This is a genomic window from Roseicyclus sp. (assembly GCF_965662675.1).
Classification (GTDB): Bacteria; Pseudomonadota; Alphaproteobacteria; order Rhodobacterales; family Rhodobacteraceae; genus Roseicyclus.
The window spans coordinates 36,582-52,907 of the sequence record NZ_CBFIIK010000005.1; the positions used below are offsets into that span (position 1 = coordinate 36,582).

Annotated in this window: 15 protein-coding genes; 8 read left to right on the forward strand and 7 right to left on the reverse strand. The window is 63.9% G+C overall.

The features are described from left to right. Nucleotides 1-19 precede the first annotated feature (19 nt). Nucleotides 20-1,390 (forward strand): glutamate--cysteine ligase, encoded by a 1,371-nt coding sequence (locus tag ACTG4J_RS02305; protein WP_439136876.1) that lies wholly within the window; start codon nt 20-22, stop codon nt 1,388-1,390. A 1-nt stretch (nt 1,391) separates the two neighbouring features. On the opposite strand, the gene plsY is transcribed toward ACTG4J_RS02305, so the two are convergent. The 4 genes from plsY to ACTG4J_RS02325 form a co-directional block, all read right to left on the reverse strand. After that, entirely contained in the window at nt 1,392-2,000 is a 609-nt protein-coding gene (plsY, locus tag ACTG4J_RS02310; RefSeq protein ID WP_439136906.1) for a glycerol-3-phosphate 1-O-acyltransferase PlsY, read from the reverse strand. Continuing rightward, nucleotides 2,000-3,283: a dihydroorotase gene (gene pyrC, locus ACTG4J_RS02315; protein WP_439136877.1), complete on the reverse strand. Its 1,284-nt coding sequence runs from the start codon at nt 3,281-3,283 to the stop codon at nt 2,000-2,002. The genes plsY and pyrC overlap by 1 nt, the downstream gene beginning before the upstream one ends. 72 nt (nt 3,284-3,355) lie before the next feature. Then, nucleotides 3,356-3,856, reverse strand: coding sequence for a hypothetical protein (locus ACTG4J_RS02320; RefSeq protein WP_439136878.1), 501 nt, complete (start codon nt 3,854-3,856; stop codon nt 3,356-3,358). Further along, the gene (locus ACTG4J_RS02325) at nt 3,853-4,794 is read right to left on the reverse strand and encodes an aspartate carbamoyltransferase catalytic subunit (protein ID WP_439136879.1); all 942 of its coding nucleotides are present in this window, start codon (nt 4,792-4,794) and stop codon (nt 3,853-3,855) included. Before ACTG4J_RS02325 ends, ACTG4J_RS02320 begins: the two co-directional genes overlap by 4 nt. A 109-nt stretch (nt 4,795-4,903) precedes the next feature. Here ACTG4J_RS02325 and ACTG4J_RS02330 point away from each other — a divergent pair, with 109 nt between their 5' ends. From ACTG4J_RS02330 to ACTG4J_RS02345, 4 genes are all read left to right on the forward strand, one after another. Beyond that, nucleotides 4,904-5,716: a uracil-DNA glycosylase gene (locus tag ACTG4J_RS02330; protein ID WP_439136880.1), complete on the forward strand. Its 813-nt coding sequence runs from the start codon at nt 4,904-4,906 to the stop codon at nt 5,714-5,716. Further along, on the forward strand, nt 5,713-6,255 hold the full coding sequence (gene moaB / locus ACTG4J_RS02335; RefSeq protein WP_439136881.1) for a molybdenum cofactor biosynthesis protein B: 543 nt from the start codon (nt 5,713-5,715) through the stop codon (nt 6,253-6,255). The genes ACTG4J_RS02330 and moaB overlap by 4 nt, the downstream gene beginning before the upstream one ends. A gap of 93 nt (nt 6,256-6,348) precedes the next feature. Continuing rightward, nucleotides 6,349-7,812 (forward strand): efflux RND transporter periplasmic adaptor subunit, encoded by a 1,464-nt coding sequence (locus ACTG4J_RS02340; RefSeq protein ID WP_439136882.1) that lies wholly within the window; start codon nt 6,349-6,351, stop codon nt 7,810-7,812. Nucleotides 7,813-7,815: 3 nt separating this feature from the next. Next, nucleotides 7,816-11,199, forward strand: coding sequence for an efflux RND transporter permease subunit (locus ACTG4J_RS02345; RefSeq protein ID WP_439136883.1), 3,384 nt, complete (start codon nt 7,816-7,818; stop codon nt 11,197-11,199). Nucleotides 11,200-11,203: 4 nt separating this feature from the next. On the opposite strand, the gene ACTG4J_RS02350 is transcribed toward ACTG4J_RS02345, so the two are convergent. Continuing rightward, complete coding sequence (locus tag ACTG4J_RS02350) at nt 11,204-12,028, reverse strand: protein-disulfide reductase DsbD domain-containing protein (protein ID WP_439136884.1); 825 nt, start codon at nt 12,026-12,028, stop codon at nt 11,204-11,206. A gap of 124 nt (nt 12,029-12,152) precedes the next feature. Between ACTG4J_RS02350 and ACTG4J_RS02355 the strand changes: the two genes are divergently transcribed. After that, nucleotides 12,153-12,734 (forward strand): YqgE/AlgH family protein, encoded by a 582-nt coding sequence (locus tag ACTG4J_RS02355; protein WP_439136885.1) that lies wholly within the window; start codon nt 12,153-12,155, stop codon nt 12,732-12,734. 12 nt (nt 12,735-12,746) lie between these two features. Here ACTG4J_RS02355 and ACTG4J_RS02360 read toward each other — a convergent pair whose 3' ends face one another. Together ACTG4J_RS02360 and mutY are read right to left on the reverse strand one after the other, a co-directional pair. Next, a complete protein-coding gene (locus ACTG4J_RS02360) occupies nt 12,747-13,880 on the reverse strand; it encodes an alkane 1-monooxygenase (RefSeq protein ID WP_439136886.1) in 1,134 nt (377 codons plus the stop codon). A gap of 54 nt (nt 13,881-13,934) precedes the next feature. Next, nucleotides 13,935-15,008, reverse strand: a complete 1,074-nt coding sequence (mutY, locus tag ACTG4J_RS02365) for an A/G-specific adenine glycosylase (protein WP_439136887.1) — start codon at nt 15,006-15,008, stop codon at nt 13,935-13,937. An 82-nt stretch (nt 15,009-15,090) separates the two neighbouring features. Between mutY and ACTG4J_RS02370 the strand changes: the two genes are divergently transcribed. Together ACTG4J_RS02370 and ACTG4J_RS02375 are read left to right on the forward strand one after the other, a co-directional pair. Next, nucleotides 15,091-15,621 carry a DUF721 domain-containing protein gene (locus tag ACTG4J_RS02370; RefSeq protein WP_439136888.1) on the forward strand — a complete coding sequence of 177 codons (531 nt, stop codon included), beginning with the start codon at nt 15,091-15,093 and terminating at the stop codon, nt 15,619-15,621. Nucleotides 15,622-15,636: 15 nt separating this feature from the next. Further along, a complete protein-coding gene (locus ACTG4J_RS02375; protein WP_439136889.1) occupies nt 15,637-16,317 on the forward strand; it encodes a DsbA family protein in 681 nt (226 codons plus the stop codon). The last annotated feature ends 9 nt before the right edge of the window (nt 16,318-16,326 follow it).

Here is a 16,326-nt window from a genome sequence, read left to right on the forward strand (position 1 = left end):
AGCGCGGAAGAAGAACACGATGTCCATCCCCCAGTCCGGCGGCGGCCCGATCGAACATCATGACCAATTGGCCGAATATCTCGCCTCGGGCTGCAAGCCCAAGGATCAGTGGCGTATCGGCACCGAGCATGAGAAATTCGGCTATTGCCGCGATACGCTCGCGCCTTTGCCCTATGACGGCCCGCGCTCGATCAAGGCGGTGCTGGAGGGGATGCAGGCCAAGTTCGGCTGGACGCCCGTGTTCGAGGGCGGCAACATCATCGGTCTGACCAAGGATGGCGCGAATGTCAGCCTCGAGCCGGGCGGGCAGTTGGAGTTGTCGGGCGCACCGCTCGAGACGATCCACCAGACCTGCGACGAGGTGAACGCGCATCTGCGCGAAGTACGCGAAGTGGCCGACCGGATCGGCGTGGAATTCATCGGACTTGGGGCCGCCCCGATCTGGCGGCATGAAGACATGCCCTTGATGCCCAAGGGGCGCTACAAGCTGATGGATGGCTATATGCAATCGGTCGGCACCATGGGCACCACGATGATGCGTCGCACCTGCACGGTGCAGGTCAATCTCGATTTCGGCTCCGAGGCCGATATGGTTCAGAAAATGCGCGTGGCCTTGGCGCTTCAGCCGGTCGCCACCGCACTCTTCGCCAATTCGCCCTTCCTCGACGGCAAGCCCAACGGGCATAAATCATGGCGTGCGCGCGTCTGGCGCGATCTTGATCCCGCGCGCACCGGCATGCTGCCCTTCGTCTTCGAGGAGGGTTTCGGCTTCGAGGCTTGGGTGCAGTATGTCCTCGATGTGCCGATGTATTTCGTCTATCGCGACGGCAAATACATCAACGCGTTGGGTCAGTCATTTCGTGACTTCCTCAAGGGGCAATTGCCCGCGCTTCCCGGCGAGATGCCGACATTGTCGGATTGGGCCGATCACTTGACCACGGTGTTCCCCGAGGCGCGGGTCAAGAAGTATATCGAGATGCGCGGCGCCGATGGTGGCCCGTGGCGCCGGCTTTGCGCGCTGCCCGCATTCTGGGTGGGGCTGATGTATGATCAATCCGCCCTCGATGCGGCCTGGGATCTGGTCAAGGGCTGGGATGCCGAGACGCGCGATGCGTTGCGGGTCGCGGCCTCGGTCGATGGGTTGCAGGCCGTGGTGGGCGCGGTCCGCATGCATGACATCGCGCGCGAGGCTGTTGCCATCGCCGAGGCCGGGCTCAAGGCCCGGGCCTGCCCCGGTGCCGAAGGGCTGATCCCCGACGAGACGCATTTCCTGAATGCCCTAAAGGAAAGCATCGACACCGGCCGCGTGCCTGCCGATGAACTGCTTGCCCATTACCATGACGATTGGGCAGGCGATCTGACCCAGATCTACAACGCCTATCGCTACTGACCTATCGTTTCTTGCCGATGCGCGGCTCGGTCCCCGCCACTAGCCGGGCGATATTGGCCTGATGGCGCAACGCGATCAGCGCGGCCAGCGCGATGGCCAAGGCTGTGACCTGCGGCAATCCCAGCATCAGCGCCCAGAGCGGCGACAGCGCGGCTGCCACCAGCGCGGCGAGTGAAGAGATCCGGCTGACCGCTGCTACCGCCGCCCATGTCGCACAGGCGGCCAGACCGACGGGCCAAGCCAGCGCCAGAAGCGTGCCAAGGAAGGTCGCGACACCCTTGCCACCACGAAACCCCAGAAACACCGGGTAGCAATGGCCCAAGAAGGCGGTGAACGCCGCGATCTGGGCGGCATCCTCGCCAAGCAATTGGCGCGCAAGCAGCACCGCGACCCCGCCCTTGGCCGCATCCAGCACCAAGGTCAGAAAAGCCGCCAGCTTGTTGCCGGTGCGCAAGACGTTGGTGGCCCCGATATTGCCCGATCCGATCTGGCGCAGGTCGCCCAGCCGAAAAAGCCGCGCCATCACAACGCCAAAGGGGATTGCGCCCAGCAAATAGGCCAAGCATGCCGCCAACCCCAAGAGCGCAACCGAGGTCTCGATCATGGGGATCATGCAAGCGCGCCTTGCGCGCGGTCATAGACCACCGCGCCATCGACCCATGTGCGCAGCACACGCCCTTGCATGCGTTGTCCGTCGAAGGGGGTATTCTTCGACTTGGACTGCAATGCGAAACGGTCGAGAACATAGGGGATGTCGGGATCGAACATCACAAGATCGGCGGGTGTGCCGGGCGCAAGCCGCCCGCCCTGCAACCCGAAGCGCTGCGCCGGGTTCAGCGACAGCGCGCGGAACAATTCCGGCAAGCTGAGCGCCTCGGCGTGGTAGAGCCTGAGTGCGGCTGGCAAGAGTGTTTCAAGCCCGACCGCGCCCGAGGCCGCCGCCTCGAACGGAAGGCGCTTGCTCTCCTCGTCTTGCGGCGTGTGCATCGAACAGATGATGTCGATCAGCCCATCGCGGAGCGCGGCCACCATCGCCGCGCGGTCATCCTCGTCGCGCAAGGGCGGCTTGACCTTGAAAAAGGTGCGGTAGTCGCCGACGTCGAAGGCGTTGAGTGTCAGGTGATGGATCGACACGCCAGCCGTGACATCAAGGCCCGCCGCTTTCGCACGCGCCAGCGCGGGCAGGGCTGTGGCGGTGGTGATCTGGTCGGCGTGATAGCGCACCCCCGTCATCTCGACCAAGGCCAGATCCCGCTCCAGCCCCATCCGCTCGGCCATCGGTGACACCGCCGGCAGCCCGCGCAGCGAGGCGAATTTGCCAGATGTCACAGCGGCCCCGTCGCTCAGCCCTGGGTCTTGGGCATGGCCCACGATCAGCGCGCCCAAAGAGCGCGCATAGGTCATGCAGCGCGACAGCACTTTTGGATCGGCGGTAACGGCATCTCCGTCGGTGAAGGCCACGGCGCCTGCGTCGATCAAGAAACCGATCTCGGTCATCTCGCGCCCTTCACGGGCTTTGGTCAGGGCGGCCATGGGGCGCACCTTGACGGCTGCATCCTCTTGCGCGCGGCGGGTGACGAATTCCAGCACCTCGGGCGTGTCGATGGGGGTGGCGGTATCGGGCCGGGTGACCATCGTCGTGACCCCCCCGGCCGCGGCGGCCCGCCCCGCGGTGCGAAAGCTTTCCTTGTGCCGCTCGCCCGGTTCCCCGACCTTGACGCCGATGTCGATGATGCCGGGCGCGATGCAGGCACCGCCGCAGTCGATGCCGCCCGCGCGTGGCCCCTCTCCGGTTTCCGCGATGCGCCCCCCCTCGATCCTGAGCCAACCCAGCGTTTCCGTCCCCGCCTCGGGGTCGATCAGGCGCGCGTTTCTGAGAAGTGCGTTGGTCATCTTATGCCGTCCATCCCGCCACGCGGTTGCTGCTTGTTGCGCCGTTTGGGCAAAATGGCGCCGTCATCCTCATCACGACACCCACAAAAGGATCAGCGCAACCAGCGCAAGTCCCAAGATCAGCCAAGGCAGCGTGCCGAGGTGCCGAGGCATGATCACCGGCGCATCGTTCCCGCCCGTCAGGGTGTCCATCGTCGCCTTGGGCAAGGCGGCGCTGTGATCGGCCTGCGCCAAGGGCAAGCTCGCGATCAGTGTCAGCGCGGCGCCGGGCGCGAGGTCGCCCGACAGCGCCCGGCCCGGCACCAACAGCACCGACCCCTCCAGCGCATTCATCCGCCGCGCGGCATCGCTTGGAATATCCTCGGGGGCAAAGGCCAGATCGACATAATCGCTCAGCCGGAGATCCCCGATATCTTGTAGCGTAAACAGTTCGATCTCGTCGGTATCCACGCCCGCGCCCAACCAATCGGCCAAGGGCGGCAGCGTGGGCGTCACGCCTTGGGCGCGGGAGTGATGCGTGTGGCAGACATCCGTCTGTGCGTTGACCGCAAAGACAAAAAGCCGCTCGCTCATGCCGCCCGCCGCGCACGCAGGTTCTCGGCCAGAAGCGCCATCGCGGCCATGCGCACGGCTACGCCCATCTCGACCTGTTCCTGGATCACCGAGCGGTTGATGTCATCGGCGATGTTGCCGTCGATCTCGACCCCGCGGTTCATGGGCCCCGGATGCATCACGATGGCGTCGGGCTTGGCATGTGCCAGCTTTTCGGCGTTCAGCCCGAAGCGGTGGAAATACTCGCGCTCCGACGGGATGAAGGCACCATCCATCCGCTCTTTCTGAAGCCTGAGCATCATCACCACATCGGCGTCTTTCAGCCCCTCGGCCATGTCGCCATAGACTTCGACCCCCCAATCACCCGCCCCTGAAGGGATCAGCGTGGGCGGCCCGATCAGGCGCACGCGGTTTTCCATCTTGCCCAAAAGGTGGATATTCGAGCGCGCGACGCGGCTGTGCGCAATATCCCCGCAGATCGCGATGGTCAGCCGGTGCAAACGGCCCTTGGCCCGCCGGATCGTCAGCGCATCGAGTAGCGCTTGCGTGGGGTGTTCATGCCGCCCGTCGCCCGCATTCAGCACGGCGCAATTCACCTTGTCGGCCAGCAGTTTGACCGCGCCGGAATGGGGGTGGCGCACGACCAGCAGATCGGGATGCATCGCGTTCAGCGTCAGCGCCGTGTCGATCAGCGTCTCGCCCTTTTTCAGCGAGGAAGCCGCCATCGCCATGTTCATCACATCGGCACCCAGCCGCTTGCCGGCGATCTCGAAACTGGCCTGCGTGCGGGTCGAGGCCTCGAAGAACATGTTGATCTGCGTCAGCCCCTTGAGGGGTTGGCCATGCTCGCGGCTGCCGCGCTCGGCCTCGGCATAGGCATTGGCGCGATCGAGAAGCGTCGTGATCTCCACCGGATGGAGGTCTTCTATCCCCAGAAGATGGGTCTGGCTGAATGTCATCGCTCTGCCCCGGTGCATGACGCGTTTCCCGCTTATAAGTGCGGGTGGGGCAGGGCGGCAAGCTGTTCGGCTCTTCCATCGCGACGCCGGGCGGCATAACCTTGGGCTTATGGATGATATGGGCTTTCACGACGCGCTTGCGATGCTCGACTGGCAGATAGAGCTGGGCGCGGATGAAGCGATTCTCGACGCGCCCGTCGACCGTTTCGCCTTGGCTGATCAAGCGCCCGCCACCGCCGCTGCCGCCATTGCGCCCAAAATGGGCGGCGCGGTTGCGCCGCCGCCCGTCGATGAGGCGCCCTTGGCGCCCGCTGTCGATGTGGTCGCTTTGGCCCAAGCCGCCGCTAGCGCCGCACAAGACCTGCCCGCGCTGCGCGCCGCAATGGAAGGGTTCGCGCATTGCCCGCTGCGCGAAACCGCGACACGGCTGGTTTTTGCCGATGGCCTGCCGGGCGCGCGCGTGATGATCGTGGGCGAGGCGCCGGGGCGCGACGAGGAACAGCAAGGCAAGCCCTTCGTCGGTCAATCGGGCCAGTTGCTCGACCGGATGTTGGCGGCCATCGGCCTTGACCGTGCCGCGACCGATCCGGCGCAGGCGGTCTATATCGCCAATGTTGTGCCGTGGCGCCCGCCACAAAACCGCAAGCCCGAGGCCGAGGAGCTGGCGATGATGGCCCCCTTCATGCGCCGCCACATCGCCTTGGCCGCGCCGGATCTGGTCGTGTTGATGGGCAATGCCGCCTGCGAGGCCTTGATCGGCCAAACCGGCATCACGCGGCTGCGCGGCGCTTGGGTCACGCTGGATGATCGCCCCGCGATCCCCATGCTGCACCCCGCCTATCTGTTGCGCCGCCCACAGGAAAAAGCAGCGGCATGGGCGGATCTTTTGTCGCTCAATTCCCGGTTGAGGACGAAGACATGAGCCGCATCGACGAAACCCGCCCCTTTCACCCCGTGCGCATCGCCGTTTTGGCGGTCTCGGACACCCGGAGCTTGGCCGAGGATAAATCCGGCGATCTCTTGGTCGAACGTCTGACGACGGCGGGCCATATTCTGGCTGCGCGCCACCTCCTGCGCGATGAGCGTGCCGCGATCGCCGATCAACTGCGCGCATGGGTGGCCGATCCCGACATCGATGTGATCTTGACCACGGGCGGCACCGGCCTGACGGGCCGCGATGTCACGGTCGAGGCACATCGCGATGTCTATGAGAAAGAGATCGAGGCCTTTGCCACGGTCTTCACCATGATCTCGATGCAAAAGATCGGCACCTCGGCGGTGCAATCGCGCGCGACGGGCGGTGTGGCGGGTGGCACCTATCTGTTCGCGCTGCCGGGATCGAGCGGGGCCTGCCGCGATGCGTGGGATGAAATCCTGTGCTTCCAGCTTGATTATCGCCATAGGCCCTGCAACTTCGTGGAGATATTGCCACGGTTGGACGAGCACCTGCGACGGAAATAGGTCGATGCTACGTGTAACCGCTGCAACGATGTTTTTTGCCCTGTCGGTTTTCGTGCCTATCTTAGCTCAAGCGACCCCTAAAGGCAGCCAATTATGCGCTTTTTCCGCCGTGCCCTGACCGGGCTATTCCTTTTTGCCGTGACGCTTGGCCTTTTGGCCATGGCCGGACAGACGATTTTCGGTGCGATCCAAGATCGTATGGCCGATGGCGGCGGCGGGATGCCTGCGCGCGAGCGTGTCTTTTCCGCCGAGGTCGCGCCGATCGCGATCGGGTCGCAAACACCGGTTCTGACCGCTTTTGGCGAAATCCGTTCGCGCCGCACGCTCGAGCTGCGCGCTCCCGCCGAGGGGACGGTGATCGCCCTTTCCCCCAGTTTCCAAGAGGGCGGCGCGGTCATGGCGGGCGAGGTCTTGTTGCGGATCGATCCCGCGCAGGCTGATTCCGCCTTGGCCACCGCGCGCACCGATCTGCGCGACGCCGAGGCCGAACTGGCCGATGCCGGGCGCGCGCTTGCGCTGGCCGACGAAGATGTGGCCGCGGCGCGCCGTCAGGCTGAATTGCGCGACCGCGCATTGGCGCGGCAAAACGATCTGCTCGCGCGCGGTGTCGGCAGTGCGGCATCTGTCGAAACCGCCGAGCTTGCGGCGGCGACGGCGGCCCAAGCGGTCTTGTCGCGCAGGCAGGCTCTCGCTCAAGCGCAGGCCCGTGTTGCACAGGCAGAAACCGCGCTTGAGCGCCGCCGCATCACCTTGGCCGAGGCCGAGCGCGCGCGCGCCGAAACCGTGCTGACCGCCGCTTTCGACGGTGTGCTTTCCGGCGTCACGTTGGTTGAGGGGCGCTTGGTCAACCGCAACGAACAGATCGCGCGGCTGATCGACCCTGACGCGCTCGAGGTGGCATTTCGCATTTCGACCGCGCAGTATGCACAGATTTTGCGCGATGGCGCGGCATTGCCCGATGCCGATGTGCGAGTGATCTTGGATGTATTCGGCATGGATCTGGCCTCGACCGCGCGATTGACCCGCGAAAGCGGCGCGGTCGAGGCGGGGCAATCGGGGCGGCTTTTGTTTGCCAGTATCGATGTGCCGCGTGGCCTGCGCGTGGGTGATTTCGTGCGCGTCGAACTGGAAGAGCCGCCGCTTGACGGTGTCGCGCGGCTTCCGGCGACGGCCTATGGATCGGATGGGCGTATCCTCGTTCTGGGCGACGAAGACCGGCTGCAATCCGTGGCCGTGACGCTTTTGCGCCGCCAAGGCGATGACGTGCTGGTGCGCGCGCCTGGTCTGGATGGGCGCGAGGTGGTTTTGGCCCGCACGCCGGTTCTGGGTGACGGTATCCGGATCAATCCGATCCGCGAGAGCGGTTCCGATACCGCCGTGCCTGACACGCCGCAGACCATCGCGCTTGATCCCGAGCGGCGCGCCCGCCTGATCGCCTTTGTCGAGGCCAATGGCTTCATCCCCGCCGATGTGAAGGCGAATATGCTTAACCAATTGTCGCAAGACGAGGTGCCCGCCCAGATGGTTGCGCGCATCGAAAGCCGGATGGGAAGCTAAGCCATGCGCAGTCTTCCCCCCGGCGGTGTCGGCATCTTGAGCTACTTCACCCGCCACCGCACGGCGGCGAACCTGTTGTTGACGCTTTTGGTCGTGGCGGGTCTGGCCGCGATCCCGCAGATGCGCGCGCAGTTCTTTCCCGATGTCATCTCGGACGAGATCACGATCGTCATCGGTTGGGAAGGTGCGGGCGCCGAAGATGTGGATGAAGGCGTCGTTGCCGTTCTGGAGCCCGCGCTTTTGCTTGTGCCGGGTGTCGTCGCCACCGATGCCTCCAGCCGCGAGGGGCGTGCCTCGATCGGGGTGGAATTCGAGCCGGGCTGGGATATGGGCCGCGCCGCCGATGAGGTGCAGGCCGCACTCGATGCCGTGTCTGATCTGCCTGAAGATGCCGATGACCCATCGGTGCGCCGTGGCTCGTGGTGGGACAATGTCACCGATGTGGTGATCACCGGTCCTGTCGAGCCTGCCCAGCTTGGCCGTTTCGCCGATGAATTTGCCGCCCGCCTTTTTGCCGTCGGTGTTACGCGCACCACGATTCGTGGTGTCGCGGCTGGCCAAACCGTGGTCGAGGTCTCGCCTGCCGCGCTGATCCGGCATGATATCTCCATGTCCGAGATCGCGGGCGTGATCGCCGCGGCAGCGACCACCGCGCCTGCGGGGGATGTCGATAGCGCAAATGCGCGTATCCGCACCGGTGCCGCCCAGCGTAGCGCCGCCGAGATCGCGGCGCTGTCTCTGCGCACAAATGCCGATGGATCGACGCTCAGCATCGGCGATGTCGCCCTTGTCCGCTCCGAGGGTGTGGACCGCGAACGTGCCTATTTCGTGGGTGAGAACCCGGCCATCACCATCCGCGTGGACCGTTCGGAAGATGGCGATGCGATTGCGATTCAGGCGCTGGTCGAACAGGTCGCCACCGAGATGGAGGCGACGCTGCCCAGCGGCACCACCATCGACCTGATCCGTACCCGCGCCGAGGCGATCACGGGCCGGATCAATATCTTGCTCGACAATGCGCTGTTGGGTTTGGCGCTGGTCGTGGGCTTGTTGTTCCTGTTTTTGAATGCGCGCACCGCATTCTGGGTGGCGGCGGGTATTCCCGTGGCGATGATGGCGGCCATCGCGCTGATGTGGGCGGCGGGGCTGACGATCAACATGATCTCGCTTTTCGCGCTGATCATCACGCTTGGCATCGTCGTGGATGACGCCATCGTCGTGGGAGAACATGCCGACTACCGCGCGCGACATCTGGGCGAAGACCCGGTCACCGCCGCTGAAACCGCCGCGCGGCGCATGGCGGCCCCGGTGTTTTCAGCCACGGTGACCACCGTTTTGGCTTTTGCCGCGCTGACCGCGATTGGGGGCCGTTTCGGCAGCTTGATCGCCGATATCCCCTTTACGGTGATCGTGGTCTTGATCGCGAGCCTTGTGGAATGCTTCTTGATCTTGCCCAATCACATGGCCCATGCGCTGGCCCATTCTGCCAAGACGCATTGGTATGATCTGCCTTCGCGGGTGGTCAATCGGGGTTTTGACTGGTTCAAGCGCACCGCCTTTCGCCCGATGATGCGCTTTGTCGTTGTGGCGCGTTACCCGGTCTTGGCGGCGATGATCTTCTTGCTGGCGACCCAAGTAGCCAGCTTCATGCGCGGCGATGTCGTCTGGCGCTTTTTCAACGCGCCGGAGCTGTCGTCGGTGACAGGAAATTTCGCCATGCTCGACGCGGCGGATCGCGATGATAGCCTGGCCATGATGCGCGAGATGCAGCGCGCCGCCGATGCGGTCGCCGCGCGCTATGAGGCCGAGCATGGCGCCAACCCGTTGGTCTATGTCGTGGCCGAAGTCGGCGGCAATACGGGCGGCGGGCTGTCTGGTGTCGATAACAAGGATGCCGATCTGTTGGGCTCCATCGCGATCGAATTGATCGACGCCGATCTGCGCCCCTATTCCTCATTCGCCTTCGTCGCCGATTTGCAAGACGAGGTGCGCCAGCTTCCGTTGACCGAAACCGTCAGTTTCCGCGGGTTCCGTGGCGGCCCCGGCGGCGATGCGATCGATGTGCAGATTTTCGGCGCCGACACAACGACCCTCAAAGAGGCGGCGGTGAGCCTGCAGGCCCAGCTTTCCCGCTTTTCCGAGGTGTCGGGGCTGCAAGACAGCATGGCCTATGACCGCGAAGAGTTGAGCCTTGAACTGACGCCGCAAGGTGCGGCGCTGGGCTTTGAGATCGGGACGTTGGGCCGTGTCCTGCGCGACCGCTTGGGCGGTATCGAAGCGGCAAGTTTCCCCGACGGGCCGCGCACTGCCACTATCCGCGTGGAAATGCCCAAGGATGAGTTGACGGCTGATTTCCTCGACCGGACGCTGTTGCGCGCGGCCTCGGGGCAATATGTGCCGCTGGCCGATATCGTGACCGTCACCGCGCGGCAGGGCTTTTCCACCATCCAGCGCGAAAACGGCGTGCGGCTGATCTCTGTCACCGGCGATCTGTCCGAGGATGACCCCGTGCGCGCCGAAGAGATCATGACCGAACTGCGCGAGGTTCTGATCCCACAGGTCGAAGAGCGTTATGGCGTAGCCACCCGCTTGGCGGGCCTCGCCGAGCAGGAACAAGCCTTTCTTGGCGACGCGATGACCGGCTTCATCTTGTGCCTTGTCGGCATCTATCTTGTGCTGGCGTGGATCTTCGGCAGCTGGACGCGGCCGATGGTGGTAATGGCGATCATTCCCTTCGGCCTTGTGGGCGCGATATGGGGCCATGCGCTGTGGGATGTGCCACTATCCATGTTCACCGTGGTGGGCTTGATCGGGATGACGGGCATCATCATCAACGACTCGATCGTGCTGGTGACGACTGTCGATGAATATGCCGAAGAGCGTGGTTTGATCCCTGCGATCATCGACGGTACCTGTGACCGTTTGCGCCCCGTTCTGCTGACGACGCTCACCACGGTTCTGGGGCTTGCGCCGCTGCTCTATGAGACATCGTCGGATGCGCAATTCCTCAAGCCCACGGTGATCACGCTGGTTTACGGTTTGGGTTTCGGGATGTTGATCGTGCTTTTGGTCGTGCCCGCGATCTTGGCCATGCAGCAAGATATCGCCAAGCAATTCACCGCCTTGCGCCGTGCCTTGGGCGCGATCCATCGCCAACGCGGCGTTGCGTTGGGGATGGGTGGATTGACCTTTGCCATTCTGGCCCTGTTCGCCGCGACATTGGGCAGCGTGATCTTGGGCGGGGGCATGATCGGGCCATTGGCTGGCTTGGGCGACGGAACGAGAGCGGCCTTTGGCGTCTTTATCGCGGGCGCGGGTCTGTTGTGCTTGGTGGTCTGGGTGGTGGCCTTGGTGCTGACGCGCCGGACCAAGGCGGGGTCGGCCTGAGCGTTCAGCCCTGACAGCCGTCCAGCTCAACCGCCATTCGTGAGCCGATCACGCTGAAGCGCAGATCGCGCCGGTTCAGCGCAAAAGCCCCGTGATGCGGCGGCACGATATCGGCGGTGGCCGAAACAGTTGTGCCTTCGCGCCGGGTAACGGTTTCTGACACCCACATGCCGGGATCGCGATGTTCGATCACCACGGTTTCCAACGCCCCCGTCTCGGGTAGCGCGATTGAAACGCTCACGCGGAGCCCGTCGGAAATCGGGGTCAGTTGGCAGCGCGCCGTGCCGGCACCGGCCTCGGCGGCGGTGAGGGGTCGGTCGGTCAGCGCCGCGACGATCGCCGCGTCGCGCTGCGTGCCCGTGGGCAAACCACCCGATAGGTTCAGCGTTATGGGGATGCAGACATCGAGGCATACGCCCATATCCACGCGTCCTGCGATCGCGATCTCGCCCGGCGCATCGAGGGCGAATTCCAAGGGCAGAACCACGCTGTCCTTGTAACCGATCGAGCGCATGCCATTGACCACGAAGACATCCGGCCTTGGCCAATGGATCACGACGTCGCGGACATCACGCGTCTCGTCGAGATGAATGAGTGTCGGCACCCCGCCTTCGCCCGGCGCGCGCCAATAGGTCTTCCACCCCGGTGCCAGATCGATCCGGATCGCGGCCATATGGTTGCCATCAGCCAAGCGCCAGCCCGACAGGAACGACACCGCGACCACATCTGACACGGATTGCCCCTGAAACTCGGCGCGCGCGGCATTGCCGCCCCAAAGCAGGCTCAGGGTGGCCAGAACGGCGAAATATCTTTTTGCTGCGATCCTCATCCTGATGCAGCTAGAAACTTGGCGATGAAATTGAAAGTCACGTTTTGGCGACGCACCCGTATCTGTGGCCCACTTGCCGCGTGCATCGCTTGATCGTGCGGGGTCGAGACCCCATTGTCTGATCATGGACACACCCAATCCCATCTTCGCCAATCTGACGGGACAGCTCTTGATCGCGATGCCCGGTCTTGCCGATCCGCGGTTTCACGGCGGGGTCGTGTTGATTTGCGCCCATTCCGCCGATGGGGCGATGGGGTTGATCTTGAACAAGCCCATGTCCGATGTCCGTTTTTCCGATGTCTTGACGCAATTGGAGATCACGACGCAAGCAGGCACGCCGGATATGCCTGTCTGCTATGGCGGACCGGTGGATATGCGCCGCGGTTTCGTGTTGCACAGTGCCGAGTATCGCCCCGATGACGCCGAACTCTTGGAGATCAATGCCGATTTCGCGCTGACCGCGACGCGCGATATCTTGCGCGATATCGCGGCTGGTCTGGGCCCTGCGCGGGCCTTTATGGCCTTGGGTTATGCCGGATGGGGCCCGGGCCAGTTGGAGGATGAGATCGGCGAGAACAGTTGGTTGACCGCCGATGCGCCGCCCGATCTGGTTTTCGCCCCCCGGCTGGAAAGCAAATGGGAAGGGGCGCTGGCCAGCCTAGGTATTTCGCCCATGACACTGTCATCGCAGGCAGGCCGCGCTTGACGCGGCAGGCCTTTATCGCGGGGCGGGCAGCGCGCCTTTGTTATAGGGCTGCCAATCCGCGATCTCGGGGTAGAACTGTTTGCGCCACGCCTTGACGCGCGGGTTCATGATGCGGCGCCATAAGGGCGGGATCATCGCGGCCATCGTCATCACCGGATAACCAAAGGGCAGTTGCGGGGCGGCATCCTCGGCGTAGTTCTGCAAAAGCGGAAAGCGGCGGTCGGGCTTGTAGTGGTGGTCTGAATGGCGCTGCAGGTTGATCAATAGCCAGTTTGACGCCTTGTGCGCCGCATTCCACGAATGGCGCGGCTGCACATGCTCGTATTTGCCTTCGCCCAAGTGTTTGCGCGTCAGCCCGTAATGCTCGATGTAGTTGGTCAATTCCAACTGCCAGACCGCGACGACGGCTTGGAAGATGAACAGCGCCAGCCCCAGCCAGCCGCCAATGCCGAAGGCGAGGATCAGGAAAAACCCCTGCAACAGCCAATAGCGCCAGAACGGGTTGGCGGGATCGGTCCACGCTTTGCCCCGCCGGGCCAGCATCGCCTTTTCGGCGGTGAATGCGCTGGTCAGGCTTTCGCGCAGCACGCGCGGGAAAAAGCGGTGGAACCCCTCGTTATAGCGCGCGGTGACCGGATCGCGGCTGGTGCCGACATAGCGGTGATGCACCAACAGATGCTCGGATCGGAAATGCGAATATAGCACGGTCGCCAACAGCAGATCGGCCAGCCAGCGTTCCAGCCGGTTCGATTGGTGCATGAGTTCGTGGGAGTAATTGATCCCGATGGTGCCCGAAATCACACCCACCCCGAAGAACAGGCCGAACGCCTCGGCGGTGGACAGGTGATCGCTATGCACCGCGTAAGGGATCAGCGCGAAAATCGTCACAAGCTGAAGCGGGAACCAGATCAGCGTGACCATCCGATACCAAAACAGGTCACGCTCGGGCGTGGTGGGATCGGCATTTTCCAGATCCAGCCCGATGACCAGATCGAGCATGCTGAACAGCCACCACGTCATGAGCGGCATCGCAAGCAACCACCAGCCCCCTTGCCCGGCGACAAAGGCGATGAGCGGAAACAGCGCCAGCGACATCCAATAGGGCAGGGCGCGGGCTAATCTTGCGACTTGCGTTGCGGGGATCATGGCTGGTCGTTCCTTTCTCCCATTGGCTATGCTTTGCGCGTGGGGCGCTTTTGGTCAATCCTCTGGCCATGACCCTTGCGCCAAATCCCACGCCTTGCGCATCACGGTAGGCAGGTTTGCGGGCCGGAATATGGCGCGCGGGTGAAATTCTCCGCGATCAGGTGTCGCATCTTGCCCCGCATGCCCCAGCCTGAGCGACAGCCGTAGGTGGAAATGCGTGAAAGTGTGGCGCACCTCCAGCTTCGGGTCATGCCAGTGCAGGGTGATGGGCGGGGCCTCGGCCGGTGGTGTTTCGGCCCAATCGCTGCCGGGCCAGCCCAGCATGCCGCCCAAAAGCCCCGTCTCCGGCCGTGTTTCGAGCAGCACCGCCCCGTCGCAGCGCCGCACCAGATAGGCGATGCCGTGCCGCGTCGGAACTTGTTTCTTGGGTGTCTTGCGCGGCAGGTCGGCGGCGATGCCCATCATGCTGGCTTGGCACATGCTGCGTAGCGGGCAGATGCCACAGGTCGGATTGCGCGGCGTGCAGATCGTCGCGCCCAGATCCATCACCGCTTGCGCATAGCAGCCGGGGCGCTGCACGGGCGTGAGCCGCGCGGCCAGGGCTTTCAGCTCTGTTTTCGCGGCTGGAAGGGGTGTTTGCACCGCGAAAAGCCGTGCAAGAACACGCTCAACATTGCCATCCATCACCGCCGCGGGCCTGTCGAAGGCGATCGCGGCGATCGCGGCGGCGGTATAGGGACCGATACCGGGCAGGGTCAAAAGCCCCGCCTCGGTATCGGGAAAAATTCCAGCATGGTCCTGCGCCACGACACGCGCGCATTTCAACAGGTTGCGCGCGCGCGCATAATAGCCAAGCCCGGCCCAAGCGCCCATCACCTCTGCATCTTCGGCGGCGGCCAAGGCGCCAACATCAGGCCAACGCTTTGTGAAAGATTGGAAATAGTCGCGCACGGCGGCCACGGTAGTTTGTTGCAGCATGATCTCGGATAGCCACACAAGGTAGGGATCGGGCCTTGCCCCTGCGCGCAGCGCGGCGGGCGAGATACGCCATGGCAAATCGCGCGCATGGCGATCATACCATGGCAACAAAGACGCGCTGGCGTCGCTATCGGCAAACCCGTCACGCAAGGTTTATCTGCTCCCCCGCAGCCTGTTATTGGTTAGCATCGCATTAAGGCATAGATTGATCGCGACAACACGAAAGCAACCCATGCCGCGCAAGCCCAAGATAACGCCGAACGAGCCGCCCGCGCGCCGCAAGCGCGGCTTCGAGACGGCGGGCGCGTTGCTTAGCAGCACGCTCAAGGCACCCGCCGAGCGGCGTGGCTTTGGCGAGGCCAAGCTTCTGACCCACTGGGAAGAGATCGTCGGCACCGAGATCGCCGCCATCGCCCGCCCCGTCCGCATCAGCTGGAGCCGCGGCTTCGGCGGCACCTTGGTCTTGCTGACGACGGGCGGCCATGCCCCGGTTCTGGACATGCAAAAGGATCGCATCCTCGCGCAGGTCAATGCCACCTATGGCTACCGCGCGATTGCGCATGTGCATATCACTCAGACCGCGCCCACGGGCTTTGCCGATGGTCAGGTGGCCTTTCGCCCTGCGCCGCCCAAAGTACCCAAGCCCCCCGACCCGTCCCAATTGTCGCGCGCAATGGCGACCGTCGACCAAGTGGCCGATGACGGGCTGAAACAGGCACTCGCACGCCTTGCGCGCAATGTGCTAACCCCACGAGATCGTTGAGGAGAAGAGTAGAACATGGATCGCAGAACCATTCTTTTGGGCGCAGGTGCCGGTGCCTTGGTCGCTGGCGGCTACGCCTTGATGCGCCCGCAAAGCACCCCCGCCTTGCCGCTATTGCCGCAACCGGCCAATGCGCAGACAAGTGATGCCGCCACCGCCGATACGCCGCAGGTGATCGAGATGGTGATGGGCGATCCCGATGCGCCGGTCGAGATCATCGAATACGCCTCCTTCACCTGCCCGCATTGCAAAACGTTCCATGAGAACACGCTGCCCCTGCTCAAGGCCGATTACATCGATCAAGGCCGCGTGCGGTACGTTTATCGCGAGGTCTATTTCGACCGCTTCGGCTTGTGGGCCGGGATGGTGGCGCGCTGTGCCGGGCCCGAGCGCTATTTCGGCATCATCGACATGATCTATCAGCGCCAAGCCGAATGGACCCAAGGCGCACCCGCCGAGGTGGCCGAGAACCTGCGCCGGATCGGGCGTACGGCGGGCATGACCAATGAACAGCTCGACAGCTGCCTGACCGATGCGGATATGGCCCAAGCGCTGATCACCACCTATGAGACGAACATGGCCGCGCATAATATTTCGGGGACGCCTGCCTTTGTCATCGCGGGACGTTTGCATTCCAACATGAGCTATGGCGACATGTCGGCCCTGATCGACGAGGCGCTTGTCGCCGCGCAATAAGCCGCGATG

Bases quoted from the DNA above. Each gene is read 5' to 3' on its own strand.
- ACTG4J_RS02305 (WP_439136876.1), top strand. From the start codon at position 20: ATGTCCATCCCCCAGTCCGGCGGCGGCCCGATCGAACATCATGACCAA.
- pyrC (WP_439136877.1), bottom strand. From the start codon at position 3,283: ATGACCAACGCACTTCTCAGAAACGCGCGCCTGATCGACCCCGAGGCG.
- ACTG4J_RS02320 (WP_439136878.1), bottom strand. From the start codon at position 3,856: ATGAGCGAGCGGCTTTTTGTCTTTGCGGTCAACGCACAGACGGATGTC.
- ACTG4J_RS02325 (WP_439136879.1), bottom strand. From the start codon at position 4,794: ATGACATTCAGCCAGACCCATCTTCTGGGGATAGAAGACCTCCATCCG.
- ACTG4J_RS02330 (WP_439136880.1), top strand. From the start codon at position 4,904: ATGGATGATATGGGCTTTCACGACGCGCTTGCGATGCTCGACTGGCAG.
- moaB (WP_439136881.1), top strand. From the start codon at position 5,713: ATGAGCCGCATCGACGAAACCCGCCCCTTTCACCCCGTGCGCATCGCC.
- ACTG4J_RS02340 (WP_439136882.1), top strand. From the start codon at position 6,349: ATGCGCTTTTTCCGCCGTGCCCTGACCGGGCTATTCCTTTTTGCCGTG.
- ACTG4J_RS02345 (WP_439136883.1), top strand. From the start codon at position 7,816: ATGCGCAGTCTTCCCCCCGGCGGTGTCGGCATCTTGAGCTACTTCACC.
- ACTG4J_RS02350 (WP_439136884.1), bottom strand. From the start codon at position 12,028: ATGAGGATCGCAGCAAAAAGATATTTCGCCGTTCTGGCCACCCTGAGC.
- ACTG4J_RS02355 (WP_439136885.1), top strand. From the start codon at position 12,153: ATGGACACACCCAATCCCATCTTCGCCAATCTGACGGGACAGCTCTTG.
- ACTG4J_RS02360 (WP_439136886.1), bottom strand. From the start codon at position 13,880: ATGATCCCCGCAACGCAAGTCGCAAGATTAGCCCGCGCCCTGCCCTAT.
- ACTG4J_RS02370 (WP_439136888.1), top strand. From the start codon at position 15,091: ATGCCGCGCAAGCCCAAGATAACGCCGAACGAGCCGCCCGCGCGCCGC.
- ACTG4J_RS02375 (WP_439136889.1), top strand. From the start codon at position 15,637: ATGGATCGCAGAACCATTCTTTTGGGCGCAGGTGCCGGTGCCTTGGTC.